Source organism: Pseudoxanthomonas suwonensis 11-1 (genome assembly GCF_000185965.1).
Classification (GTDB): Bacteria; Pseudomonadota; Gammaproteobacteria; order Xanthomonadales; family Xanthomonadaceae; genus Pseudoxanthomonas; species Pseudoxanthomonas suwonensis_A.
Genome location: NC_014924.1, coordinates 677,291 through 702,002 on the forward strand (window position 1 = coordinate 677,291; position 24,712 = coordinate 702,002).

Annotated in this window: 21 protein-coding genes, 1 pseudogene and 1 riboswitch; of the genes and pseudogenes, 18 read left to right on the top strand and 4 right to left on the bottom strand. The window is 70.2% G+C overall.

Annotated features, from left to right (window positions below):
* Positions 1-167: 167 nt before the first annotated feature.
* The 6 genes and pseudogenes from PSESU_RS03020 (at position 168) to PSESU_RS03045 (ending at position 9,094) form a co-directional block, all read left to right on the top strand.
* Complete coding sequence (locus PSESU_RS03020) at positions 168-914, top strand: SapC family protein (protein WP_013534294.1); 747 nt, start codon at positions 168-170, stop codon at positions 912-914.
* A 2-nt stretch (positions 915-916) separates the two neighbouring features.
* Positions 917-1,939 (top strand): cupin-like domain-containing protein, encoded by a 1,023-nt coding sequence (locus tag PSESU_RS03025; protein WP_013534295.1) that lies wholly within the window; start codon positions 917-919, stop codon positions 1,937-1,939.
* An 85-nt stretch (positions 1,940-2,024) separates the two neighbouring features.
* The gene (locus PSESU_RS03030) at positions 2,025-3,608 is read left to right on the top strand and encodes a tryptophan halogenase family protein (RefSeq protein ID WP_013534296.1); all 1,584 of its coding nucleotides are present in this window, start codon (positions 2,025-2,027) and stop codon (positions 3,606-3,608) included.
* Between the two features lie 8 nt (positions 3,609-3,616).
* Positions 3,617-4,309 carry a DUF6445 family protein gene (locus PSESU_RS03035; protein ID WP_013534297.1) on the top strand — a complete coding sequence of 231 codons (693 nt, stop codon included), beginning with the start codon at positions 3,617-3,619 and terminating at the stop codon, positions 4,307-4,309.
* Between the two features lie 783 nt (positions 4,310-5,092).
* Positions 5,093-8,239 carry a TonB-dependent receptor gene (locus PSESU_RS03040; RefSeq protein WP_013534298.1) on the top strand — a complete coding sequence of 1,049 codons (3,147 nt, stop codon included), beginning with the start codon at positions 5,093-5,095 and terminating at the stop codon, positions 8,237-8,239.
* 125 nt (positions 8,240-8,364) lie between these two features.
* A pseudogene (locus PSESU_RS03045) lies at positions 8,365-9,094 on the top strand (SapC family protein).
* Positions 9,095-9,183: 89 nt separating this feature from the next.
* Here PSESU_RS03045 and PSESU_RS03050 read toward each other — a convergent pair.
* Positions 9,184-10,500, bottom strand: a complete 1,317-nt coding sequence (locus PSESU_RS03050; protein WP_013534299.1) for an NCS2 family permease — start codon at positions 10,498-10,500, stop codon at positions 9,184-9,186.
* 137 nt (positions 10,501-10,637) lie between these two features.
* Between PSESU_RS03050 and PSESU_RS03055 the strand changes: the two genes are divergently transcribed.
* Positions 10,638-11,414, top strand: coding sequence for a DUF3667 domain-containing protein (locus tag PSESU_RS03055; protein ID WP_013534300.1), 777 nt, complete (start codon positions 10,638-10,640; stop codon positions 11,412-11,414).
* 58 nt (positions 11,415-11,472) lie between these two features.
* On the opposite strand, the gene ettA is transcribed toward PSESU_RS03055, so the two are convergent.
* Positions 11,473-13,137 (bottom strand): energy-dependent translational throttle protein EttA, encoded by a 1,665-nt coding sequence (gene ettA, locus PSESU_RS03060; protein WP_013534301.1) that lies wholly within the window; start codon positions 13,135-13,137, stop codon positions 11,473-11,475.
* Between the two features lie 224 nt (positions 13,138-13,361).
* On the opposite strand from ettA, the gene PSESU_RS03065 reads away from it, so the two are divergent.
* The 11 genes from PSESU_RS03065 (at position 13,362) to thiL (ending at position 22,088) form a co-directional block, all read left to right on the top strand.
* Positions 13,362-13,823, top strand: coding sequence for an RcnB family protein (locus PSESU_RS03065; protein WP_013534302.1), 462 nt, complete (start codon positions 13,362-13,364; stop codon positions 13,821-13,823).
* Between the two features lie 166 nt (positions 13,824-13,989).
* On the top strand, positions 13,990-15,258 hold the full coding sequence (gene glyA, locus PSESU_RS03070; protein ID WP_013534303.1) for a serine hydroxymethyltransferase: 1,269 nt from the start codon (positions 13,990-13,992) through the stop codon (positions 15,256-15,258).
* A complete protein-coding gene (locus PSESU_RS03075) occupies positions 15,255-15,770 on the top strand; it encodes a hypothetical protein (RefSeq protein ID WP_013534304.1) in 516 nt (171 codons plus the stop codon). Before glyA ends, PSESU_RS03075 begins: the two co-directional genes overlap by 4 nt.
* Positions 15,771-15,780: 10 nt before the next feature.
* Positions 15,781-16,323: a transcriptional regulator NrdR gene (gene nrdR, locus PSESU_RS03080; RefSeq protein WP_013534305.1), complete on the top strand. Its 543-nt coding sequence runs from the start codon at positions 15,781-15,783 to the stop codon at positions 16,321-16,323.
* Between the two features lie 8 nt (positions 16,324-16,331).
* Complete coding sequence (locus tag PSESU_RS03085) at positions 16,332-16,808, top strand: GNAT family N-acetyltransferase (RefSeq protein ID WP_013534306.1); 477 nt, start codon at positions 16,332-16,334, stop codon at positions 16,806-16,808.
* Positions 16,805-17,902, top strand: coding sequence for a bifunctional diaminohydroxyphosphoribosylaminopyrimidine deaminase/5-amino-6-(5-phosphoribosylamino)uracil reductase RibD (ribD, locus tag PSESU_RS03090; protein ID WP_013534307.1), 1,098 nt, complete (start codon positions 16,805-16,807; stop codon positions 17,900-17,902). The genes PSESU_RS03085 and ribD overlap by 4 nt, the downstream gene beginning before the upstream one ends.
* 96 nt (positions 17,903-17,998) lie before the next feature.
* Positions 17,999-18,180: riboswitch (FMN riboswitch) on the top strand.
* Between the two features lie 140 nt (positions 18,181-18,320).
* On the top strand, positions 18,321-18,941 hold the full coding sequence (locus tag PSESU_RS03095; RefSeq protein ID WP_013534308.1) for a riboflavin synthase: 621 nt from the start codon (positions 18,321-18,323) through the stop codon (positions 18,939-18,941).
* A complete protein-coding gene (ribB, locus tag PSESU_RS03100; protein WP_013534309.1) occupies positions 18,938-20,032 on the top strand; it encodes a 3,4-dihydroxy-2-butanone-4-phosphate synthase in 1,095 nt (364 codons plus the stop codon). Before PSESU_RS03095 ends, ribB begins: the two co-directional genes overlap by 4 nt.
* A gap of 76 nt (positions 20,033-20,108) precedes the next feature.
* On the top strand, positions 20,109-20,576 hold the full coding sequence (ribH, locus tag PSESU_RS03105) for a 6,7-dimethyl-8-ribityllumazine synthase (protein ID WP_013534310.1): 468 nt from the start codon (positions 20,109-20,111) through the stop codon (positions 20,574-20,576).
* Positions 20,573-21,043, top strand: a complete 471-nt coding sequence (nusB, locus tag PSESU_RS03110; RefSeq protein ID WP_013534311.1) for a transcription antitermination factor NusB — start codon at positions 20,573-20,575, stop codon at positions 21,041-21,043. Before ribH ends, nusB begins: the two co-directional genes overlap by 4 nt.
* Positions 21,044-21,113: 70 nt before the next feature.
* Entirely contained in the window at positions 21,114-22,088 is a 975-nt protein-coding gene (gene thiL, locus PSESU_RS03115) for a thiamine-phosphate kinase (RefSeq protein WP_041764384.1), read from the top strand.
* A 6-nt stretch (positions 22,089-22,094) separates the two neighbouring features.
* Here the strand turns inward: thiL and PSESU_RS03120 are convergent, their stop codons facing one another.
* Together PSESU_RS03120 and PSESU_RS03125 are read right to left on the bottom strand one after the other, a co-directional pair.
* The gene (locus PSESU_RS03120; RefSeq protein WP_013534313.1) at positions 22,095-23,261 is read right to left on the bottom strand and encodes a MalY/PatB family protein; all 1,167 of its coding nucleotides are present in this window, start codon (positions 23,259-23,261) and stop codon (positions 22,095-22,097) included.
* A gap of 39 nt (positions 23,262-23,300) precedes the next feature.
* The gene (locus PSESU_RS03125) at positions 23,301-24,692 is read right to left on the bottom strand and encodes an FAD-binding oxidoreductase (RefSeq protein ID WP_013534314.1); all 1,392 of its coding nucleotides are present in this window, start codon (positions 24,690-24,692) and stop codon (positions 23,301-23,303) included.
* Positions 24,693-24,712 lie beyond the last annotated feature (20 nt).

Sequence of the window (24,712 nt, forward strand, 5' to 3'; positions counted from 1 at the left end):
CAAGAACGGGGACCGTCGCTTCGGCGACGGTCCCTTTTTTTGGGGGCCATCGGGGCACGCCTGATTCCGCTTGCGGGCGGTGCGCGGTTGCCGATATGGTCCATCGGGGAAGCGTCGCTTCCGGGGAAAGGGACCCCCTGCGGTCCGACGAAACAACTGGAGCCGAGATGGCCCGTTACGAACTGCTGAACAACCTCTCGCACGGACACCTGCGCGTGTCCTCGCGTTTCGGCGACGACTACGGCGACGGCGTCGGCATGGTCGAGGCGTTCCCGACCGAGTTCGCCGAGATGCAGCGCGAGTACCCGATCTTCCTGCGCAAGGACCCGGACGGGTCCTGGCACGCGGTGGCGCTGCTGGGCTTCGGCCCGAGCGAGAACCTGTACGTGCGCGATGGCGCCTGGCATGCCAACTACCTGCCGGCGGTGATCGCGCGCGGCCCCTTCCTGATCGGCTTCCAGGAGCAGATGGTCGATGGCCAGCTGCGCAACGAGCCGGTCATCCACGTGGACCTGGACCACCCGCGCCTGCGCGATGGCCATGGCCACCCGGTGTTCGCCCCGCAGGGCGGCAACAGCCCGTACCTGGAGAAGGTGCTGCGCGTGCTGCGCGGCATCCATGCCGGCGTCGAGGGCGCGCGCCGCATGTATCCCGACCTGGACCGCCTCGGGCTGATCCAGCCGGTGGCGCTGGACGTCAAGTTCGACGACGCGCACCAGGTCAACCTCACCGGCCTCTACAGCATCGACCGCGACCGCCTGGCGGCGCTGGATTCCGACCAGGTGTACTCGCTGCACACGGCAGGCTGGCTGGAGGGCATCTACCTGCTGCTGTCCTCGCTGCACAACGTGCCGCGGCTGATCGCCGAGAAGCAGCGGCGCCTGCACGAAGAGGCCGAGGGGAAGGCGGCCTGAGCATGTTCGACCGGCTTGCAAAGGTGCGCGTGTTCGAGGGCTGCACGCCCGACACGCTGCCGCTGGAACAGCTGCTCGCCGAAGCCACGCCCACGGTGCTGCCCGGCCTTGCCCGCGACTGGAGCCTGGTCCAGGCCGGCCTGGAGTCGCCGCAGTCGGCGCGCGACCTGTTGCGCAGCCACTACAACGGCCGTCCGCTGCAGTACAACTGGGGCGAACCGTCCACCGCCGGGCGGCCGTTCTACAACGCCGACTTCACCGCGCTCAACTGCGAGGTGCGGCGCGGCAACCTGGACCAGGTGCTGGACGAGCTGGCCGCGTGCGAGCACGATCCGGCGCCGCCGACCTACTACGTGGCGTCGCTGCTGGTCGACTACTGCCTGCCGGGCCTGCGCGGGCAGAACGACCTGGGCCTGGAGCGCCATGGCGTGTCCGCGCCGCCGAGCATCTGGATCGGCAACCGGGTGACCGCGTCCTGCCATTACGACGCGCCCAACAACATCGCCTGCTGCGCGGTGGGCCGTCGCCGCTTCACCCTGTTCCCGCCGGAGCAGGTGCACAACCTCTATCCCGGCCCGCTGCAGCCCACGCCCGGCGGGCAGGCGGTCAGCGTGGTCGATTTCAACGCCCCGGACCTGGAGCGCTACCCGCGCTTCGCCGAGGCGCTGGAAGTGGGCCAGACCGTGGTCCTGGAGCCGGGCGACGCGATCTTCATCCCCAGCATGTGGTGGCACCACGTGCAGGGCCTGGATCCGTTCACCGTGCTGGTCAACTACTGGTGGAGCAGCATGCCGGCCTGGGTCCCCACGCCGATGCACGCGCTCAGCCTCGCGATGTGGTCGATCCGCGACCGCCCGGAGCAGGAGAAGCGCGCCTGGCGCGAGCTGTTCGAGTACTACGTGTTCGGCCCGGCCGCACGCGCCGGCGAGCACCTGCCCGAACAGGCGCGCGGCGAGCTGGCACCATTCGATGAAGCCGCCGCGCGCCGGATGCGCGCGGCCCTGATAGCCAAACTCAACCGCTGACCGCGCCGGCCCGCGGATCCGGCGCCCCGGGCGCGCGCATCCGCAGGCAACCGGCGCGGCGGCCTTCGCAACGGAGGGGAGTGTTTTGGACAAGAACCGGATCCGCAAGGTGGTGATCGCTGGTGGTGGCACCGCCGGCTGGGTGACCGCGTGCGCGCTGACCCACCAGTTCCGCGACCTGCTGGACATCACCCTGGTCGAGTCCGAGGAGATCGGAACCGTGGGCGTGGGCGAGTCCACGATCCCGACCATCCGCACCTTCCATCGCCTGCTGCAGATCGACGAGCGCGAGTTCATGAAGGCGGTGGCCGGCAGCTTCAAGCTCGCCATCTCCTTCGAGAACTGGAAACGGCCGGGCGAGCGCTACTTCCACCCGTTCGGCACCACCGGCGTCAACACCTGGTCCTGCGACTTCCACCAGTTCTGGCTGGAGAGCCGCGCCCGCGGCGTGCAGTCGGAACTGGGCGACTACTGCCTGGAGACCGCGGCGGCACGCCTGGACCGTTTCGCCCTGTTTGATGCCAGCGAAGCCACCCAGCAGTGGTCGATGCGCTGGACCAAGCAGGCGACCAAGCTCGAGCGCTCGGACGTCAGCTACGCCTACCACTTCGATGCCGCGCTGTACGCCGTGTTCATGCGCAACAAGTGCGAGGGCCGCGGCCTCAAGCGCATCGAGGGCAAGATCGCCCAGGTGCGCCAGGATCCGGACAGCGGCTTCGTGCAGTCGCTGGTGCTGGAGGACGGGCAGGTGGTCGAGGGCGACCTGTTCATCGACTGCACCGGGTTCCGCGGCCTGCTGATCGAGCAGACCCTGAAGACCGGCTACGAGGACTGGAACAACTGGCTGCCCTGCAACCGCGCCGTGGCCATGCAGGTGGAGACCAGCACCCCGCCGGTGCCGTACACCCGCGCGATCGCGCACGAGGCCGGCTGGCGCTGGCACATCGCCCTGCAGCACCGCGTCGGCTGCGGCTGGGTGTTCTCCAGCGACCACATGTCCGACGACGAGGCCGCCGCCAAGCTGCGCGCCTGCTATCCGGACGACAACCTGGTGCGCGAACCGTGGATCGTCCCGTTCCGCACCGGCCGCCGCAAGCAGGCCTGGAACAAGAACGTGGTCGCGCTCGGCCTCGCCAGCAGCTTCATCGAGCCGCTGGAATCGACCTCCATCCACCTGACCCTCAGCGCGGTGACGCGCCTGGTGCAGATGTTCCCGTTCGAGGGCATCAGCCAGGCCGTGGCCGACCGCTACAACAAGGTCAGCCGCGACGAGCTGGAGCACATCCGCAACTTCATCATCCTGCACTACCACCTCAACCAGCGCGACGAGCCGATGTGGAAGCAGTGCCGCGAGATGGAGCTGCCGCCGGAGCTGGCCCAGCGCATCCAGGTGTTCCGCGACACCGCCTACGCCTGGCAGGGCGAGGACGAGCTGTTCCGCCTGGATTCCTGGACCCACTGCATGCTGGGGCAGGGCGTGGTGCCGGCCAACCACCATCCGCTCACCCGCGGCCTCAGCGATGCCGACATGCGCACCCTGCTGGAAGGCGTGCGCCGGCCGATCGACCGGGTGGTGGCGCAGATGCCGCAGCACCAGGAGTTCCTCAACCGCTACTGCCCGGCCGATCCGTCGGTGTGGCAGATGCGGCGCCGCTCGACGGTGGGCTGAGCCACGGCATGATCATCGACCTGCACCCGCAGCTGCGCGTCCAGCGCCTTTCCATCGGGCAGGAAGGCGCGCCGCTGCTGGTGGTCGACCAGCTGGTGGCCGATCCGGAGCGGCTGGTGCGCAAGGCCGCGCGCATGGATTTCCAGCCGCACGGCGCGTTCTTCCCCGGCATCCGCGCGCCCGGGCCGGTCTCCTACCAGGTGTTCCTGGAACAGCTGGCGACGCCGCTGATGGAGTTCTTCGGGATCGGACCGGGGCGGTTGCGCGCGACCTCGTACTACTCGCTGATCACCCGTCCGCCGGAACAGCTGATGTTCCTGCAGCGCATCCCGCACATCGACGCCGCCTCGCACCAGGGCCTGGCCGCGGTCCATTACCTGTTCCGCGGCAGCTGGGGCGGAACCGCGTTCTACCGCCACCGCGCCACCGGCTACGAGTACGTGGACGAGGGACGCAACCTGGCCTACTACCAGCAGCTCGAGCGCGAGGCGCAGGGGCCCGACGCGCCCGGCCCGGGTTACATCGGCGAGGACACGCCGATGTTCGAGCGCATCAGCCAGGTCGAGGGCGTGTTCAACCGCCTGGTGATGTACCGGCGCAACTCGCTGCACTCGGCCACCATCAGCAACCATGACGTGCCGCCGCCGGATCCGCTCACCGGCCGCCTCTCGCTCAACACCTTCATCGACGTCCTGCCGTAACGGGCAGGAAAGACATGGGTTCCTGCCGCGGCCGCGATGCATGCATCGCGGCCGTTTCCATCTGGTGCACCGGCCCCCGTTCCGGGGCATCGGCGTGACCGGTGTCCCGCGGGAAACGCGTGGTGCAGCGCACAAAAATGTCCGGCGCTGTCGCAGGACGACTCCAGGCACGCCTGTCTGGCATACGCCGGCGTCCTGAAAATCCGTATTGCACGGCATTGGTTGCTGCGTACACATGCGTATTCTGCAATCCACTGATTGCCATAACGTTTGGGCAAGGCCGCTCCCGGCGTGCAACTGATACTGACGATCGCTCCCGGGCGCGGACTAGCTGCTTCCTCGCCCGAATTTCCAAGCGACTCGATCGTCTCGATAGAAACATTCAAAAAGCGCTGTTTTTTGCTTGAAGAAGCGAAAAGGCAGCTGCTATCCATTCGCCCCGCGTTGGCCGGGGCCATCGGTGTTCCGAACTGGTTCGAGGGTCCCTGACAGCGCAGGCGGCGCACGAGAAAAACGCGTGCGCTGTTCCTGTCTGCCCCAGGGATCGTCCGTGCCCGGCATGGGCTGCTGCATGGAGCGAAGGCCTCCAAAGGCGCCGTCCGGAAAGCCCTGGGCGTAGGGAAACACCCATTCGAAAGTCCGGAGAGAGATGGAGGTTTTACAGGATGTACATGCTTTCCATGTCCAGCGCTGTCTTTGGGCGTGACCGCGGCCGCAGGCGGCCCGCACGCGCCAGCGATGCCCGCCGGTACCCGACAACCCCCCAGTGCTGAGGACCCCCTGATGAGCCACAAGCTGAAGAAGAAGTTCCGCTCGCGGGCGATGTTCACCATCGTCGGCGGCATGATCGTCATCAATCCCGCGTTCGCGCAGGATTCGCAGCAAGCCACCCAGCTGGACACCGTGCAGGTCACCGGCCTGCGCAGTTCGCTGGACCAGGCGATGAACATCAAGCGCGATTCGGCGGGCATCGTCGACGCGGTCAGCGCCGAGGACATCGGCAAGTTCCCGGATACCAACCTCGCCGAGTCCCTGCAACGCATCACCGGCATCTCGATCGAGCGCCGCGACGGCGAGGGCGCCCAGGTCACCGCCCGCGGCTTCGGACCGCAGTTCAACCTGGTCACCCTCAACGGCCGCCAGGTGCCGGGTGCCGACGCCTTCGGCGCGCCGGGCCAGGTCGCGGTGGGCGGCGTGAACGGCGGCACCCGCGCGTTCAACTTCGCCCAGCTGGCCTCCGAGGCGGTGGGCGGCCTGGAGGTCTACAAGACCGGCCAGGCGCATGTCCCGTCAGGCGGCATCGGCGCGACCATCAACATCCTCACCGCGCGCCCGTTCAACAACCGCGGCGGCGACGTGGTGGCCAGCGCTGGCGTGAAGGGCGTCTACGACAAGTCGCAGCCGTTCGACACCGACATCCAGCCGGAAGTCTCCGGCATCTTCAGCTACGCCAACACCGACAAGACCTGGGGCGTCAGCATCAGCGCCAGCCAGCAGAAGCGCCGTGGCGGCTCGGTCCAGGCCACCGAGAACGCCTGGAACGTGCAGGAGTGGACCGGCTCGCTGCCGGGCAACCCGGCCGTGGTCAACGCGCCGGACGCGGGCGAGCTGTACGCGTGGCCGAACGACATCCGCTACGCCTTCTCCGACTTCGAGCGCGAGCGCGTCAATGCCCAGGCCGTGCTGCAGTTCGCCCCCAGCGACGCCCTGACCTTCACCCTCGACTACACCCACTCGACCAACGAGATCACCGAGAAGCGCGGCGAGATGGGCATGTGGCTGCAGAACGACGCCTATACCAACGTCGAGTTCGACCGCAGCGGCGCCGTCGCGACCCCGATCTACATCCGCGAGATCTCCACCGCAGGCTCCTCGCCGTTCAAGGACTTCGGCATGGAGCAGCAGCGCAACGCGCAGAAGTACAAGTTCGACCAGATCGGCCTGAACGTCGACTGGCAGGTCAACGACAGCTTCCGCCTGTCGTTCGACGCCCACAACTCCAAGACCGAGAGCAACCCGAACGACCCGCTGACCGGCGGCGGCGCGCTCTACGTCAGCATCGCCGGCACCAACAACTGCGTCGGCACCGGTGCGCCGAACTGCGGCGGCCACTACGTGCAGGAACTGCGCTTCAACAACGGCCTGCCGGTCGGCGCGCGCACCTGGTACCCGACCCTGGCCGACGCCCAGGCCGGCACCAACGGCGTGGTCAACCCGCCGTGGGAGGAAGGCCAGGTCGGTTCGCAGGTCCTGCGCATCAATGCCCAGCGCCAGGAATCGGAGATCAAGCAGGGCCGCATCGACGGCGAGTGGGTGTTCGACGACGGCCGCTTCAGCTTCGGCGTGGACACCAACACCGTCACCCTGCGCCAGCAGAACAACTCCGAGAGCTACAACGCGCTGGGCAACTGGAGCGTGGACAACGTCGCCAGCGATACCCAGGCCGGGCTGATCGACCTGCTGACCCCGTACGACGTGGTCGGCATGTTCAACGACTTCAGCGCCACCGGCGCCTTCCGCAGTGGCTTCCGCGGCGACGCCGGCCAGCTGGCGGAGTGGGCCCGCTCGGTCTATGGCACCAACATCGGCGTCAACCCGATCCTCAACACCAACAGCACGGTGGAGGAGAAGACCCACGCGGCGTACTTCCAGGTGGACCTCGGCGGCGAGCTGGCCGGCCGCCCGGTGAACACCCGCCTGGGCCTGCGCTACGAGACCACCGACGTGTCGGCGGTCAACGTCGTGGCCAACCGCGCGGCGATCAACTGGCAGTCCAACAACGACTTCCAGATCCTGGACGGCGCCCCGGGCGACGTCACCGTGTACCGGGACGACAACAGCTACAGCTACCTGCTGCCGAACCTGGATTTCTCGATCGACTTCACCGACACCCTCAAGGGTCGTGCCTCGTTCAGCCGCACCATCGCCCGCGCGCCGTTCACCAGCCTGGCCGCCGGCCCCGGCAACGTGAACACCCCGACCGGTTCGATCCTGCTCAACGAATCCAGCCGTGCCTCGGCCGATACGCAGAACACCAAGCTGAAGCCGCTGGAGTCGAACAACATCGACCTGGCGCTGGAGTGGTACTTCGCCGACGCCAGCTACCTGAGCGCGACCTACTGGAACAAGCAGGTCAACAACTTCCTCGGCACCTCCGTCGAGCGCGGGACCATGTACGACCTGACCGACCCGACCTCCGGTCCGGACGCGCAGGCGGCCCTGGCGTTCCTCGACAGCTCGGCGTGCGTGGCCCAGGTGCAGGCGGCCGGCGGCAACCCGAACAGCGCGTGCGCGGGCAACGACACCAACCTGTTCACCGCCCTGGCCATGCTTCGCAACGCCGCCGCGACCGGCGGCCTGGCCGCGTACAACGGCAGCCAGGCGCTGGCGATGGAGAGCCTGTACGACATCGAGGGCCTGCCGACCGACCCGCTGTACGTGTTCAACATCAGCCGTCCGGTCAACCAGAACACGGCCAAGCTCAACGGCTGGGAACTGGCGGGCCAGTACTTCTTCGGCGACAGCGGCTTCGGCGTGTACGCCAACTACACCATCGTCAACGGCGACGTCGGCTTCGACAACGGCTCCATCGCCGAGCAGTTCGCGCTGCTGGGCCTGAGCGACACCGCCAACGTGATGCTGATGTACGAGAAGTACGGCTGGTCGGCCCGCCTGGCGTGGAACTGGCGCGACGAGTACCTGATCCTCAGCAACGAGAATGGCAGCTCGCACAACCCGTACTACGTCGAGGAGTACGACCAGATCGACCTGAGCGTGACCTACCAGCTCAACGACAACTGGGCCTTCAGCGTGGAGGCGATCAACCTGACCGGCGAGGACGTGCGCTGGCACGGCCGCACCGGCAGCCAGATCGTCAGGCTGGTGGACCAGGAGCCGCGCTACATGGTCGGCGTGCGCTACAAGTTCTGACCATCGCCGGCCACCTTCGTGGTGGCGGGCAGGGATCGTCGCTTCCGGCGGCGGTCCCGCTTCACCGGCCGGCCCGCGGGTGGAAACGCCCGCGTGCCGGACGCCGGAAGGGACCGGGAGAAGGGATGGCGCGCTACGAGCGTCTGAACGACTGGACCCACCGCGACCTGCGGATCGCTCGCGGGCATGGCCCGCAGTCCGGCGATGCGGTAGGCGAGGTGCCGGCGTTCCCGACCGAGTTCGCCGAGCTGCTGCAGGAGTACCCGATCCCTGCTCCAGCGCAATGCCGAAGGCTCCGGCTGGGACGCGTTCGCCCTGCTGGGTTTCGACCGGGACGAGAACCTGTTCCTGCAGGACGGCCGCTGGGAGGCGGCATGCCTGCCGGGCTACGTCGCCAAGGGGCCGTTCCTGATCGGCTTCCAGGGGCGGATCGGGTACGGGCGGGAAGTGCTGGAGCCGGTGATCCACGTCGGCATGGACCATCCGCGGGTGCGCGCGGCGGACGGCGTGCCGGTGTTCCTGCCGCAGGGCGGGCAGGCGCCGTACCTCGAACACGTGATCCAGGTGCTGCGTGGCGACGGCGTGCAGCCCGCCGGCCTCATGTACGCCGAGTTCGAACGGCTCGGGCTGATCCAGCCAGTGGAGTTCGAATTGAAGTCCGGGCCGACCATGTCAGGCCGCCTGACCGGCTTCCACGCGATCGACCGCGAGCGCCTGGCCGCGTTGCCAGGCGCGGACCTGGTGGCCCTGCACCGCAGCGGCTGGCTCGAAGGCGCGTACCTGATGCTGGCCTCGCTGCACAATATCAACCGCCTGGTAACGCGCAAGCGCGCGCGGCTGGCGCTGGGCAACTGAGCTGGCCCGACAGCTGTCGGTGACAGCCGGCGCCCAAGGGGGCCATCGACGCGGGCGTGATGCCCTGGAGGCGGATACGCCGCTGCAGCTCAGGCCAGTGCGTAGCGCAGCGCGAACAGCATGGCCACCAGCCACACCGCCGGATGCACCTCGCGCCAGCGGCCGGTGCCGGCCTTCAGCACCGCATAGGCGATGAAGCCGAAGGCCAGGCCATTGGCGATGGAGTAGGTGAAGGGCATGGCCAGCGCGCACAGCGCGGCCGGCACCGCCTCGGTCAGCTCGCTCCACTCTATCTCCACCAGCTCGCGCAGCATCAGCCCGGCAACGAACAGCAGCGCCGGCGCGGTGGCGTAGGGCGGCACCATCGCCGCCAGCGGGGAGAAAAGCAATGCGGCCAGGAACAGGGCGGCCACCACCAGGGCGGTGAGGCCGGTGCGGCCTCCGGCCTGCACGCCGGACGCGCTCTCGGCGTACGCGGTGGTCGAGCTGGTACCCAGCAGGGAGCCGGCCAGGATCGCGGTGCTGTCGGCAAGCAGGGCGCGGCCGAAGCGCTTGTTGCCATCGGCCAGCTTCAGCAGGCCTGCGCGGCTGGTCACCCCGTACAGGGTGCCGGTGGCGTCGAACACCTCCACCAGCACGAACACCAGCACCACCTGCAGCAGCACCGACCAGCCAGCGCCGTCCTCCCAGTGCAGCAGGCCGGGCAGGTCGAGCTTGAGGAAGGTCGGCTCCAGGCTGGGTGGCAGCGACACCAGCCCGTTCCACTGCACCAGGCCCATCGCCCAGGCGGTGGCGGTGACGGCGAGGATGCCGATCAGGATCGCGCCGCGTACCCGGCGCGCCTCGAGGATGGCGATCAGCAGGAAGCCGCCCAGCGCCAGCAGCGGTTCCGGCTCGGTCATCGGACCCAGCCGCACCAGGGTGTCGGCATCGCCTATCACGACGCTGGATTTCTGCAGGGCGATGATCGCCAGGAACAGGCCGATACCGGCCACGATCGCGCTGCGCAGCGACACCGGGATGCCGTCCACCAGCCAGCGGCGCACGCCGGTCACGGTCAGCAGCAGGAACACGATGCCCGACAGCAGCACCGCCGCCAGCGCCTGTTCCCAAGGCAGGCCCGCGGCGCCGACCACGGTGAAGGCGAAGAACGCATTGAGCCCCATGCCCGGGGCCATGCCGACCGGGAAGTTGGCCGCCAGCGCCATCACCGCCGAGCCCAGCGCAGCTGCCAGGCAGGTGGCCACGAATACCGCGCCCGGGTCCATGCCGGTGGTCGCCAGGATCGCCGGGTTCACGAAGACGATGTAGGACATCGTCAGGAAGGTGGTCAGGCCGGCCAGCGCCTCGGTGCGCGTGCTGGTGCCGTGTTCGTGGAGCTTGAACAGGCGTTCGGGCAGGGACATGGGGGGGCGGCCTGGAAACGGTGGATAGGGCCGCGTGGCGCGGCCGCCCGAAGCTTACCCCACGCTCCGGGCGCATCCCGTGTGGGTACGGCCGCCCCGGCGCGTATCATGCGGCCACTGTTTGCCGGGGATGGCGGATGTCGGATACCCAGTGCATGGAATGCGGGCATGCCGGCGAGCCGGGCCACATGTTCTGTCCTGCCTGCGGCCGGCAGGCGAGGGCGCCGCGGATCGACTGGCACTACCTGGCCGAGCAGGTCCGGCACGGGATCCTGAACCTCGAGCGCGGCTTCCTGTACTCGCTGTGCAACCTGCTGCTGCGCCCGGGCAGGCTGATCCGCGACTACATCGACGGCCAGCGGGCGCGCCAGGTGAAGCCGCTGACGCTGCTGCTGGTCACCGCCGCGGCCGTCGTGCTGGTTGGACGCCTGGTCGCCGATGGCGATGTCATCGGCTCGACCATTTCCGCAGGCGCGGGGCTTGCCGGCAATCCGGAGCTGGCCGGGTCGCCCGCCGCGCAGGAGGCCACCCGGACGCTGGAGTCGTGGGTCAACCGCAATTTCGCCCTGGTGACCCTGCTGCTGCTGCCGCTGGAGGCGGCGGGCCTGCGGCTCGCCTTCCGCGGTGTCGGCGGCCTCAACTATCCGGAATGGCTGGTGGTGACCGCCTTCCTCTCGGCGCAGGGCTTCGTGTTCATGGCGGCGGGGCTGCTGCTGCAGCGCTGGATCCCGGGCGCGACCGCGTGGGCGGTATACGCAGCGATGGCCTGCCTGCTGTTCTCGCTGGCACAGTTCTTCGCCGGCTATCCGTGGTGGAAGACCGTGCTGCGCGGCCTCCTCGGCCTGCTCCTGTACGCGGTCGTGCAGTCGCTGGCGACGGCAGCGGCATTGGCCCTGTACGACGCGGTGCGCTGAGCACGACGACAGCCCGGAAAAGGAAAGCCCGCCGGGTGGCGGGCTTCCTGTGCGGCTCTTACTTCAGGGCCTTGAAGCGCAGACGCTTGGGGCCGGCCTCGTCGCCCATACGGCGCTTCTTGTCTTCCTCGTACTCGCGGTAGTTGCCCTGGAAGAACTCCACGTGCGAGTCGCCCTCGAAAGCGAGGATGTGGGTGGCGATGCGGTCCAGGAACCAGCGGTCATGCGAGATCACGAACGCATTGCCCGGGAATTCCAGCAGCGCGTCTTCCAGCGCACGCAGGGTCTCGATGTCCAGGTCGTTGGACGGTTCGTCCAGCAGCAGCACGTTGCCGCCCTGCAGCAGGGTCTTGGCCATGTGCAGGCGGCCGCGCTCGCCGCCGGACAGCGAGCCCACGCGCTTCTGCTGGTCCTGGCCCTTGAAGTTGAAGCGGCCGATATAGGCGCGCGACTGGATCTCCACGCCGTTGATGTTGAGGATGTCCAGGCCGCCGGACACTTCCTCGAACACGGTCTTGTCGCCTTCCAGCTTGTCGCGGCTCTGGTCGACGTAGGCCAGGTTCACGGTCGGGCCGATCACGATCTGGCCCGAATCGGGCGTCTCGTGGCCGGTGATCATCTTGAACAGGGTCGACTTGCCGGCGCCGTTGGGGCCGATGATGCCGACGATCGCGCCCGCCGGCACGATGAAGCTGAGGTCGTCGATCAGCAGGCGGTCGCCGAACTTCTTGGAGACGTTCTTGAACTCGATCACCGAGTTGCCCAGGCGCTCGCCCGGCGGGATGAAGATCTCGTTGGTCTCGTTGCGGCGCTGGTACTCGACCGACTGCAGCTCGTCCAGGCGGGCCAGGCGGGCCTTGCCCTTGGAACGGCCGCCCTTGGCGTTCTGGCGGGCCCACTCCAGTTCCTTGGCGATCGCCTTCTGGCGCGCCTTCTCCTGGTTCTCTTCCTGCTTGAGTCGCTCTTCCTTCTGCTGCAGCCACTCGGTGTAGTTGCCCTTCCACGGGATGCCGCGGCCGCGGTCCAGCTCGAGGATCCACTCGGCGGCGTTGTCGAGGAAGTAGCGGTCATGGGTCACCGCCACCACGGTGCCGGTGTAGCGGGCCAGGAACTGCTCCAGCCACTCGACCGACTCGGCGTCCAGGTGGTTGGTCGGCTCGTCCAGCAGCAGCATGTCCGGCTTCTGCAGCAGCAGGCGGCACAGCGCGACGCGGCGCTTCTCGCCGCCGGACAGGTTGCCGATCTTCGCGTCCCACGGCGGCAGGCGCAGCGCGTCGGCGGCCACGTCCAGCTGCTGCTCGAGGGTGTGCGCATCGCCGCTGGCGAGGATCGCCTCCAGCCGCTCCTGCTCCTTGGCCAGGGCGTCGAAGTCGGCGCCGTCCTCGGCATAGGCCGCGTAGACCTTGTCGAGCGCGGCCTGGGCCTGCAGCACTTCGCCCACGCCTTCCTCGACCGCTTCGCGCACGGTCATCTCCGGATCCAGCTGCGGCTCCTGCGGCAGGTAGCCGACCTTGATGCCGGGCTGCGGGCGGGCCTCGCCCTCGAAGTCGGTGTCCACGCCGGCCATGATCTTCAGCACGGTGGACTTGCCGGCGCCGTTGAGGCCCAGCAGGCCGATCTTGGCGCCCGGGAAGAAGCTCAGCGAGATGTCCTTGATGATCTGCCGCTTGGGCGGGACCACCTTGCTGACCCGGTTCATGGTGTAGATGTACTGCGAGGACATGGTCTCTCCGTGCGCGATCCGCCTGCCCGGCGGGCAGGCGGCGAGGGAATCTGGGGAATCGCCAATTATAGCCGCGCTGGCTGGCGGCCCGCTGACCCGCCCGCGTGGCTGGCTGGATCCTGAACACCGGAAAGCAGGGGGAGTGCTGGAACCGGTTTCGCAAGGGCATCCATTCAGGCGACTTCGGCAAGATGGGGCCGTCACAACCAGCGGGAGCCGCCCCAATGAAGCGCACTCAACTGATCGCCCTGACCGTCGCCGCCCTGCTGGGCCTCGGTGCCGCGGTGCCCCCCGCCGAAGCCGCCGGTGCCGGCGACCGCCATGGCTGGAACCGTGGCCACGACCGCGGGCACGATCGCGGCCATGACCGCCGCGACCATCGCGGCCCGGCCAGGAAGCACCATGACCGTCGCGACGACCGCGCCTATTACGGTCCCGGCCATGGTTACCACCCGCGCCCGGTCGTGGTCCACCACCGTCCGGCCCCGCCGCCGCGCCACGTCTGGGCCCGCGGCCAGCGCTTCCATGACCACTACCATGGTCCGGTCTACGTGGTGAGCGACTACCCGCGCTACCACCTGCGCCGTCCGCCGCACGGCCACCACTGGGTGCGCGACGACCGCGGCAACATGCTCCTGGTGGCCATCGCCACCGGCGTCATCGCCGACCTGATCCTGCACCACTGAGCCAGGCCCGTCCGGGCCCAGGCGACCCCCGGCCGGCCACCTTCGGGTGGCCGGCTGCGTTTCCGGACCTGGCGGGCGACCCCGGCGCCTGTCGGGGCGGGCGCCGGGGCGGCGGGGGGCTTACAATTGGCGGGCCTTTCCCCCTTCCTGCCTGCTGGAGCCGCCGATGTACTCGCGTGATGCCCGTATTGCGTCCTACGACCCCGAACTGGCCCAGGCCATCGCAGACGAGGCCCGCCGCCAGGAGGACCACGTCGAGCTGATCGCCAGCGAGAACTACGCCAGCCCGCTGGTGATGGAGGCGCAGGGCAGCCAGCTGACCAACAAGTACGCCGAGGGCTACCCGCACAAGCGTTACTACGGCGGCTGCGAGTACGTCGACGTGGCCGAGCAGCTGGCCATCGACCGGGTCAAGCAGCTGTTCGACGCCGACTACGCCAACGTGCAGCCGCACAGCGGCTCGCAGGCCAACCAGGCGGTGTACTTCGCCCTGCTGCAGGCCGGCGACACCATCCTCGGCATGTCGCTGGCCCACGGCGGCCACCTGACCCACGGTGCCAAGGTCAACGCCTCCGGCAAGCTGTTCAACGCCATCCAGTACGGCGTCAACGACCAGGGCCTGATCGACTACGACGAGGTCGAGCGCCTGGCCGTGGAGCACAAGCCGAAGATGGTCGTGGCCGGCTTCTCCGCCTACTCGCAGGTGATCGACTGGGCGCGCTTCCGCGCCATCGCCGACAAGGTCGGCGCCTACCTGTTCGTGGACATGGCCCACGTCGCCGGCCTGGTCGCCGCCGGCGTGTACCCGAACCCGCTGCCGCACGCGCACGTGGTGACTTCCACCACCCACAAGACCCTGCGCGGTCCGCGTGGCGGCATCATCCTGGCCGGCGCCGAGGGTGCGGGCGAGAAGTTCGAGGAGATCAGCAAGAAGCTGCAGTCGATCGTGTTCCCGGGCATCCAGGGCGGTCCGCTGATGCACGTGATCGCGGCCAAGGCCGTGGCCTTCAAGGAAGCCCTGGAGCCGGGGTTCAAGGCCTACCAGCAGCAGGTGGTGAAGAACGCGCAGGCCATGGCCGACACCCTCATCGCGCGCGGCTACAAGATCGTTTCCGGTGGCACCCGGAACCACCTGATGCTGGTGGACATGATCGGCAAGGACGTGTCCGGCAAGGATGCGGAGGCCGCGCTGGGCAAGGCCCACATCACCGTCAACAAGAACTCGGTGCCCAACGACCCGCGTTCGCCGTTCGTGACCTCCGGCCTGCGCCTGGGTACCCCGGCGGTGACCACCCGCGGCTACACCGAGCAGGACTGCGTGGACCTGGCCAACTGGATCGCCGACGTGCTCGACGCGCCGAACGACGACAGCGTGATCGAGGCCGTCAAGGCGAAGGTCACCGAGCAGTGCCGCAAGTACCCGGTCTACGGTTGAGCACGCACCGGTCCCGGGCCGTCGCCCGGGGCCTGGCGCTGGTCCTGGCGGTGGCGGGCGTCCCCGCCTTCGCCAGCGACGCGCCAGTGCGCTCGTCCGCCCTGGACTACACCGATCCGGCCGCGCGCCACCATCCGGTCACCTGCAAGGAAGGCGACCGCGAGCGCGAGCCCGGGCGCAGCCTTGGAGACGTGTTCGGCGAGCAGTGGCCCGAGCAGCCACTGCCACTGCCCGGCGGCGAGACCCGCAAGGCCCATGTGCGGGCCGTGCAGTTCAGCCGGGACATCGTGCGCGGCGCCCCCGCGCAGCGCGGCCTGGTGGTCGTGGCGGTGCTGGTCGACCCGGCCGGCAAGCCGCTGGCGGCGCGTCCCATCTGCGCCACCACCGATGGTTACGACAGCAAGGCCCGGCGCCTTGCCCTGCGCAGCTTCTACGAGCCGGCGCTGGTCAACGGGCAGGCGGTGACCAGCGTGGCCATGCTCATCGTTCCGTTCGCGGGCGGCGCCCGCTGAGGAAAACCCAATGCATTGCCCCTTCTGCCAGCACAACGACACCCGCGTGATCGACTCGCGCGTGTCCGAGGACGGCGCCACCATCCGTCGGCGCCGCGAATGCGAGGCCTGCGGCGAACGCTTCTCCACCCTCGAGACCGTGGAACTGAAGTTGCCGTCGATCATCAAGGGCGACGGCCGGCGCGAGCAGTTCGACGCCAAGAAGCTGCGCCAGGGCTTCGACCGCGCGCTGCAGAAGCGCCCGGTGGCCGAGGAGCAGGTCGAGGCCGCGGTGCGCGCGGTGGTCCACGCCGTGCGCATGAGCGGCGAGCGCGAGCTTCCGTCTCGGCGCGTCGGCGAGTTCGTGATGGACGAGCTGCGCAAGCTCGACCACGTGGCCTACGTGCGCTTCGCCTCGGTCTACCGCAGCTTCCAGGACGTGGACGATTTCCGCGAGGAGATCGAGAAGCTCCAGCGCAGCCTGCCGTCCAGCGAGCAGCTGCCGCTGCTGGACGCCGCCGACGCGGCCGCGGCCGCGCACGGGCGCGTGGCCGAGCGGTCGAAGAAGCGCTGAGCCGCCGGGTGCGCATCGACTGGCTCAGCGCGCATCCTCGGCATGCCGCCGCGCTGGCCGAAGCCCATGTGCAGGCCTTCGGCGCGCTGCTGCCTGGCTGGACCGCGGAGCAGGCGCTGGCCGAACTGCGCGCGCACGACCGCCCGGCGACGGTTCCCTCCACCCTGGTGGCGCTCGACGGGGATGGCGAGTGGCTGGGTTCGGTAAGCCTGCTGGCCGAGGACCATCCGGACATCCCGCAATACTCGCCCTGGCTGGCCAGCCTGTACGTGCGCCCGGAGGCGCGCGGCAACGGCACCGGCCGCGCCCTGGTGGCGCGCGCGGTGGCCGAGGCGGCCGCGCTGGGGATCGGGACCCTCTACCTGTACTGCACGCCCGCCGTTGCCGGCTGGTACCTCGGCCTCGGCTGGCGCCAGCACGAGGTGCTGCACCTGGGGCCGCTGGTGGTGCACGTGCTCGCGATCGACTGCCGGGAACACGCATGACCACGACCTTCGACGCCTTCGACCACGCATGCATGGCGCGCGCGCTGCAGCTGGCCGCGCGCGGGCTCTACACCGCGCGGCCCAATCCGGTGGTCGGCTGCGTGGTCGCGAAGGACGGCGCGGTCGTCGGCGAAGGCTGGCATCCGCGCGCCGGCGAGCCGCACGCCGAGGTCTTCGCCCTGCGCGAAGCCGGCGAACGCGCGCGCGGCGCCACCGCCTACGTGACCCTGGAGCCCTGCGCCCACCATGGCCGCACGCCACCGTGCGCCGAGGCGCTGGTGCAGGCCGGCGTGGCGCGGGTGGTGGCGGCCATGCGCGATCCGTTCCCGCGGGTCGACGGCGCCGGCTTCGCGCGGCTGCAGGCGGCCGGCATCGCGGTCGCCGCCGGCCTGATGGAGGGGCAGGCACGGGATCTCAACCGCGGTTTCCTGTCGCGCTTCACCCGCGGCCGGCCCTGGCTGCGGGTCAAGCTTGCCGCCAGCCTCGACGGCCGCACAGCGATGGCCAGCGGCGAGTCCAAGTGGATCACGGGCGAGGCCGCGCGCGCCGACGTGCAGCGCTGGCGCGCACGCAGCGGGGCGATCCTGACCGGCGCCGACACCGTGCTGGCCGACGACCCGGCCCTGACCGTGCGCCTGGGCGACGCCACCCCGTTCCAGCCACCGCTGCGGGTGGTGCTCGACAGCCGCCTGCGCAGCCTGGCCATGCCCAGGGTGCGCGACGGCTCGGCGCCCACGCTTTACCTGCATGGCCCGGACGCGGTGCCGCCGCCGGGCCTGGATGCGGAGTTCGCCGTCGTGCCGACGCGCGATGGCCACCTGGACCTGGAGTCCGCGCTGCGGCTTCTGGCAGGACGTGACATCAACGAGGTCCAGGTCGAGGCCGGCCCGGCCCTGTGTGGGGCGTTGCTGCACGCCGGCCTGGTCGACGAGCTGCTGCTGTACCAGGCGCCGCTGGTCCTGGGCGACACCGCGCGTCCGCTGTTCGCCGGGCTGGGGATCGAGGCCATGGCCCAGCGCCTGCGGCTGGAGCTGGTCGAGGCGGCGATGGTCGGGGACGACCGCCGCCTGCTGCTGCGCCCGGCCCAGGCCTGAACCGCCGGGACGCTGCGTCCCGGCGCCGCGCCGGGGTCTTCGGGGCAGGGTGGTAGAATCCGCCCGCCGGTCCAGGCCGGCACCCAAACCAGAACCAAACGTCTTCAGGGCGGGGTGGAATTCCCCACCGGCGGTAGGCGCCGTTCCCGGCAACGGGGCAGGCGTGAGCCCGCGAGCGCCTCCGGCCATCCGGAGGGTCAGCAGATCCGGTCAGATGCCGGAGCCGACGGTCGTGGCGCGCTGGTCGCGCCCTAGAGTCCGGATGAGAGAAGACGCCGCGCCCGGCCGCAAGGCCTGGGCGTGCGTGCTTTTGCCCCTGGACGTTTTTCGCCATCGAACGCGGGAGACGCTCCATGCTGCAACCGACCACCATCCTCCATGCCGCGCGGACGCGCGCGTGCCGCGGGAGGACGTGCTGATGTTCACCGGGATCATCGAAGGCGTCGGCCGCCTGGCCGCGCGCGAGCCGCGCGGCGGCGACGTGCGCTTCAGCTTCGCCACTGGCACCCTGCCGTGGCTGGACAGCGGCGCGGACGAGATTCGCCTGGGCGAGAGCATCGCGGTCAATGGCGTGTGCCTGACCGTGATCGCGTTCAATGCGCAGGGCTTCCAGGCCGACGCCTCCACCGAGACCCTGGCCCTGACCACCCTGGGCGAGCTACCGGTGGGCGCGGCACTGAACCTGGAGCGGGCCATGCGCCCCACCGACCGCCTCGGCGGCCACATGGTCAGCGGCCATGTCGACGGCATCGGCCGGGTGCTGTCGGTGCACGAGGATGCGCGCGCGCAGCGCTGGCGCTTCGCCGCCCCGCAGCAGCTGCTGAAGTACATCGCGAAGAAGGGCTCGATCTGCGTCGATGGCGTCAGCCTGACCGTCAACGAGGTCGACGGCGAAGGCTTCGAGGTCGCGCTGATCCCGCATACGGTGGCCCATACCCGCTTCGCGGAGACGAAGGTCGGCGAGGCGGTGAACCTGGAGATCGACCTGGTCGCGCGCTACGTCGAACGCCTGCTGGGCGAGCGCGGAGGCCAGGCATGAACTTCGCCCCGGTTCCCGAGCTGCTGGAGGAGATCCGTGCCGGGCGCATGGTGGTCATCGTCGACGACGAGGACCGCGAGAACGAAGGCGACCTGATCATGGCCGCCGAGCTGGTGCGTCCGGCCGACATCAACTTCATGGTCACCCACGCCCGTGGCCTGGTGTGCCTGTCGCTGACCCGCGAGCGCTGCACCCAGCTGGGCCTGGTGCCGATGGTCCAGCGCAACACCGCGCAGTTCCATACCAACTTCACCGTCAGCATCGAGGCGGCCGAGGGCGTGACCACCGGCATCTCCGCCTACGACCGCGCCCACACCATCCGCACCGCGGTGCGCCCGGATGCCAGGCCTACGGACCTGAGCCAGCCAGGCCACGTGTTCCCGCTGATCGCCCAGCCCGGTGGCGTGCTGACCCGCGCCGGCCACACCGAGGCGGCCAGCGACCTGCCGATGCTGGCGGGCCTGGAACCGGCCGGCGTGCTGGTCGAGGTGATGAATGCCGACGGCACCATGGCCCGGCGCCCGCAGCTGGAGGAGTTCGCCCGCGCGCACGGGCTGAAGATCGGCTCGATCGCCGACCTGATCGCCTGGCGCCTGGCCAACGAGCACACGGTGGAGCGGGTGGACGAGCGCGAGGTCCAGACCGAGTTCGGTCCGTTCCGGCTGGTCACCTACCGCGACCGCATCGCCCACGAGCTGCACTTCGCCCTGGTCCGCGGCACCCCTGACCGCGATACCCCGACCCTGGTCCGGGTCCAGGTCGAGAACCCGCTGGCCGACCTGCTGCACTGGCGCCGCGACGACTTCGGCGTGGCCGGTACCGATGCGCTGCGCGCGATCGCCGCCGAAGGGCAGGGCGTGATGGTGGTGCTGTCGGCCCCGCGCGATCCGGAGGCCCTGCTGGCTCGCCTGCGCGCCGAGCCGGAGGCCCGCCGCGATCCCAGGGACGTGGGCCAGTGGCGGCGCAACGGCGCCGGCGCCCAGATCCTGGCCGATCTCGGCCTGGGCCGGCTGCGGGTGCTGGGCACCCCGCGCCGGCAGATTGGCCTGGCCGGCTATGGCCTGGAAGTGGTCGAGTACCTGTCGCCCTGAGGCGGCGGATACCCGGCATCCGGCCCCGGACCCCGGCGTCCGGTAAACTGTGCGGCCCCTGAGGATCCCCGAACCCATGACCCTGTACGAAGGCGACCTGCGCGTGCCTGCCGGCGCCCGCTTCGCGATCCTGGCCAGCCGCTGGAACGCGCGCATCACCGACGCCCTGGTGGCCGGTGCGCGCCGCAGCCTGGCCGACAACGGCGTCCCCGAGGACGCGGTGGACGTGGTCCGCCTGCCTGGCGCCTGGGAGCTGCCGATGGCCGCGCGCAAGCTGGCCGGGGCCGGCAGCCACGCCGCGGTCATCGCCCTGGGCTGCGTGGTCCGCGGCGATACCCGCCACTACGAGCACGTCGCCGACCTGTGCGCCGAAGGCCTGATGCGCGTGGCGCTGGATACCGGCGTGCCGGTGCTCAACGGCGTGCTGGCGGTGGAGCGTTTCGAGGATGCCGAGGCCCGCGCCGGCGGCAGCCACGGCAACAAGGGTGAGGAAGCGGCGATGGCCGCGCTGGAAATGGTCAACCTGCTGGAGCGCCTGCCATGAACCGTCCGTTCCGTTCCCGCACCGGCGTCGATCCGGTCCTGCGCGCCCGCGCGCGCCGTCGCGCCCTGCAGGCGATCTACGCCTGGCAGATTTCCGGTGGCAACGCCCAGCAGGTGATCGCCCAGTTCGCCCACGAGCAGGCGCACGAGATCGCCGACCTGACCTACTTCGAGGACCTGGTCACCGGCGTGCTCTCGCACCGTGCCAGCCTCGACGAGGCCCTGGCCCCGCACCTGGACCGCGCCGTCGAGGAAGTGGACGCGATCGAGCGCGCGGTGCTGCGCCTGGCCGCCTACGAGCTGCTGCACCGGGTGGATGTGCCGTACCGGGTGGTCATCAACGAGGCGATCGAGATCGCCAAGCGCTTCGGTTCCGAGCACGGCCACACCTACGTCAACGGCGTTCTGGACCGTGCCAGCGCGCAGTGGCGCCAGGCCGAGGTCCAGGCCTCGCGCAACGGCCGCTGATCCAGCAGTAATGCTCGCCGCCGGCGACCTGCCGACCGGCGCGCCCAGCCTCCCGCACGCCGGAGCCGCCATGGCCGAGTTCGACCTGATCGGGCTGATCCGCGAGCGCGCCACGACGCGCGACGACGTGCTGCTGGGCATCGGCGACGACGCCGCACTGCTGCAACCGCCACCGGGCCAGGCCCTGGTGGTGACTGCCGACACCCTCAACGGGGGCGTGCATTTCCCCGCCGACACCCGGCCGGCCGACATCGGCTGGAAGGCGCTGGCGGTGAACCTGTCCGACCTGGCCTCGATGGGGGCGAAGCCGGCGTGGTGCACGCTCTCGCTCTCGCTGCCGCGTGCAGACGCTGCGTGGGTCGAGGCCTTTATCGACGGCTTCCTCGAACTGGCCGGCCGCCACGGCATCGCCCTGGTCGGCGGCGACACCACCCGCGGGCCACTGTCGATCGGCGTGACCGCGATGGGCCTGGTCGAACACGGCGCTGCACTGCGCCGCGATCGCGCGCGGGTGGGCGACGATATCTGGGTCACCGGCACGCCTGGCGATGCCGCCGGCGCACTGGTGCTGGGCGGGCATATGCCTGGTCCGCAGCCAGCAGGCGAAGCGTCTGCCGCTGCACGCGCAATACTCGAGGCCCGTCTGGCGAGGCCCACCCCGCGGGTGGAGGCCGGCCGCGCGCTGCTGGGCCTGGCGCATGCCTGCGTCGATGTCTCCGATGGGCTGCTGGCCGACCTGGGCCATGTCTGCGCCCGCAGCGGCGTCGGCGCCGAGGTGTGGCTGGAAGCGCTGCCCGCATCGGCTGCGCTGCGCGAGGTCTTCGCCGATGCCGCGCACGTGCTGCAGGCCGCGGGTGGCGACGACTACGAGCTTTGCTTCACCGCGCCACCGAACCTGCGCGAACAGGTCCAGCTTGCGCTGGAGCACGTGGGCGTCGATGGCACCCGTATCGGCCGCATCGTCGCGGGCCGGGGCGTGCGCGCGCTGGATGCGCAGGGCCAGCCGTGGCAGCCGCCACGCGCGGGCTACGAACACTTCGGCTGAGCCGACTCAGCCGCGTCCTGCCACCGCGGCGGCCATGCGCCGCACGGCTTCCTCCAGCAGCGGGCGCGGCATGGCGAAGTTGAGCCGCACATGGCCTTCGCCACCCTGGCCGCACTCGGCGCCATCGGTCAGCGCCACCTGCGCGTGGCGGCGGAAGAACTGCGCCGGCGGCACCTCCAGTTCCAGCGGGCGGCAGTCCAGCCAGGCCAGGTAGGTGCCCTGCGGCGCGATATAGCCGACCTGCGGCAGCAGTTCGGCCAGCAGCCGGCCCAACAGGTCGCGGTTGCCGCGCAGGTAGTCCAGCACCGCCAGCCGCCAGGGATCGCCCTCGCGCCAGGCCGTGGTATGCGCGACCACGCCCAGGGTGGCGGTGCTGTTGCCGGCGAAGTGGCCGATGCGCCGCCACGTTTCCAGGTCGGCCGGATGGGTGAACACCAGCTGCGCGCACTTCATCCCGGCCAGGTTCCAGGCCTTGGACGCGGAGATCGCGGTGATCGCCTGGCGTGCGGCTTCCCCGCCGAGCGAGGCATAGGGAACGTGTCGTGCGCCGGGGTACACCAGCGGTGCATGAATCTCGTCGGCGAACACGCGCACGTCGTGGCGCGCGGCGATCGCGGCGATGCGCTCCAGTTCCTTGCGCGAGTAAACCTTCCCGATCGGATTGTGCGGATTGCACAGCAGCAGCATGCGTGCGCCGCCGGCCAGCGCGGCCTCCAGTGCATCCTCGTCCAGCGTCCACTCGTCCCGGCCGCGGTGCATGGGCACCGGCACCACCGGGTTGCCGAGCAGTTCCAGCAGCGGCACGAACGGCATGTAGCACGGCATCGGCAGCGCCACCGGCGCGCCGGCGGGCAGGTAGTGGCGCAGCACGATCTCCAGCGCGGCGATCACGTCCGGCACCGCGCGCACCTGCGAGGCGTCGATCTCCCAGGCGTGGTGTGCGCGCTGCCACTGCGCGCAGGCTTCGGCCAGCGTGCGCACCGGCGCGGCGGAGAGATAGCCGAGCTGGCCGGCATCCACCGCGGCGTGCAGCGCCTGGCGGATCGGCGCGGCCACGCCGAAGTCCATCTCCGCCACGAAGGCGCCGATGCAGTCGGGGAAGGCGCGCCACTTCAGGCCGCCGGCCTGGCGCAACTGCTCGAGGGTGATGCGGTCGAACTGGCTGGTATCCACGCGCGTGCTCCGTGCCGGCGGACGATGGTCGGTGGCGCCTCAGCCCCGCGGGGGCGGCAGCACCTTGCCTGGATTGAGGATGCCATCCGGATCCAGCGCCGCCTTCACCGCGCGCATCGCCGCCAGGGTGGCCGCGTCGAAGGCGCGATCCATCCAGTCGCGCTTGGCCGCGCCGATGCCGTGCTCGCCCGACAGCGTGCCGCCCAGGGCGATCACTTCGGCGAACAGTCCCTCCAGCGCGGCATGCGCGCGCGCGTCCTCGGCCGGATCGTCGGGGTGGTACATGATGTTGACGTGCAGGTTGCCGTTGCCGGCATGGCCGAAGGCCACGATCGGAAGCGCATGCTTGGCCGACAGCGCCTCCACCGCGGCGACCAGGTCGGGGATGCGCGACACCGGCACCACCACGTCCTCGTTGATCTTGCCGGGCGCGATGCTGCGCAGCGCCGGCGAGAGCGCACGCCGCGCCGCCCACAGGCGATCGCGCGCGGCGCCGTCCATGGCCACGTCCAGGTCGAGCATGCCGTCGCCTTCGGCCGCATCGGCCAGCGCCTGCAATGCAATCGGCAGGGTGTCCTCGTCGCCGTCGGCCTCGACCAGCAGCATCGCGCCGGCGTCGGGCACGTCCGTGCCGTTGCGGCGGAGCAGGGAGATCGCGCTGCGGTCCATGAATTCGAGCATCGCCGGCACCTGCGGCTGGCGCATCAGCCGCGAAACCGCCGCCGCGGCGCTGGCCGTGTCGCGGTAGAACACGCGCAGCCCGGCCTGCGCCTTCGGCCGCGGCAGCAGGCGCAGGGTGGCCTCGACGATCAGCGCCAGCGTGCCCTCGCTGCCGACGACCAGATGGGTGAGGTCGTAGCCGGTGGCGTCCTTGGTCCAGGGGCCACCGCAGCGAATCACATCGCCCGTGCCGGTCACCGCCACCAGGCCGAGCACGTTGTCGCGGGTGGTGCCGTACTTCACCGCGCGCGGGCCGCCGGCATTGCAGGCGAGGTTGCCGCCGATGGTGCAGCGGTCCGCGCTGGAGGGATCAGGCGCCCAGAACAGGCCCAGCGGCTGCAGCGCCTGCTGCAGGTCGCCGTTGAGCACGCCTGGCTGGACCACGGCGCAGCGGTCGTCGGGGCGGATGTCGAGGATCCGGTCCATGCGCGCGAACGAGACCACCACGCCGCCAGCGAAAGGCACCGCGCCGGCGGCGGTGCCGGTGCCGGCGCCGCGCGCGACCACGGCCACGTGGTGCGCGCGGCAGGCGCGCACTATGGCGGCGACCTGGCCGCTGTCGGCGGGGATGGCCACGGCATCGGGCATGGCCCGGCGCCGCGAATCGTCCTGGCCATGGGCCCGGCGTGCGGCCTCGTCGGTGCGCCAACCCTCCGGACCGAGCAGGGCGGAGAGTTCGGCGTCGAGCGCGGCGGGCAGGGTGGCGGTCATCCCGGGATTGTAGGCCGCGC

Coding starts and splice junctions, on each gene's coding strand:
- ribH (WP_013534310.1), top strand. CDS start 20,109: ATGACCCTGTACGAAGGCGACCTGCGCGTGCCTGCCGGCGCCCGCTTC.
- PSESU_RS03020 (WP_013534294.1), top strand. CDS start 168: ATGGCCCGTTACGAACTGCTGAACAACCTCTCGCACGGACACCTGCGC.
- PSESU_RS03050 (WP_013534299.1), bottom strand. CDS start 10,500: ATGTCCCTGCCCGAACGCCTGTTCAAGCTCCACGAACACGGCACCAGC.
- nusB (WP_013534311.1), top strand. CDS start 20,573: ATGAACCGTCCGTTCCGTTCCCGCACCGGCGTCGATCCGGTCCTGCGC.
- PSESU_RS03065 (WP_013534302.1), top strand. CDS start 13,362: ATGAAGCGCACTCAACTGATCGCCCTGACCGTCGCCGCCCTGCTGGGC.
- PSESU_RS03055 (WP_013534300.1), top strand. CDS start 10,638: ATGTCGGATACCCAGTGCATGGAATGCGGGCATGCCGGCGAGCCGGGC.
- thiL (WP_041764384.1), top strand. CDS start 21,114: ATGGCCGAGTTCGACCTGATCGGGCTGATCCGCGAGCGCGCCACGACG.
- ettA (WP_013534301.1), bottom strand. CDS start 13,137: ATGTCCTCGCAGTACATCTACACCATGAACCGGGTCAGCAAGGTGGTC.
- glyA (WP_013534303.1), top strand. CDS start 13,990: ATGTACTCGCGTGATGCCCGTATTGCGTCCTACGACCCCGAACTGGCC.
- PSESU_RS03125 (WP_013534314.1), bottom strand. CDS start 24,692: ATGACCGCCACCCTGCCCGCCGCGCTCGACGCCGAACTCTCCGCCCTG.
- ribD (WP_013534307.1), top strand. CDS start 16,805: ATGACCACGACCTTCGACGCCTTCGACCACGCATGCATGGCGCGCGCG.
- PSESU_RS03025 (WP_013534295.1), top strand. CDS start 917: ATGTTCGACCGGCTTGCAAAGGTGCGCGTGTTCGAGGGCTGCACGCCC.
- PSESU_RS03035 (WP_013534297.1), top strand. CDS start 3,617: ATGATCATCGACCTGCACCCGCAGCTGCGCGTCCAGCGCCTTTCCATC.
- PSESU_RS03040 (WP_013534298.1), top strand. CDS start 5,093: ATGAGCCACAAGCTGAAGAAGAAGTTCCGCTCGCGGGCGATGTTCACC.
- ribB (WP_013534309.1), top strand. CDS start 18,938: ATGAACTTCGCCCCGGTTCCCGAGCTGCTGGAGGAGATCCGTGCCGGG.
- nrdR (WP_013534305.1), top strand. CDS start 15,781: ATGCATTGCCCCTTCTGCCAGCACAACGACACCCGCGTGATCGACTCG.
- PSESU_RS03095 (WP_013534308.1), top strand. CDS start 18,321: ATGTTCACCGGGATCATCGAAGGCGTCGGCCGCCTGGCCGCGCGCGAG.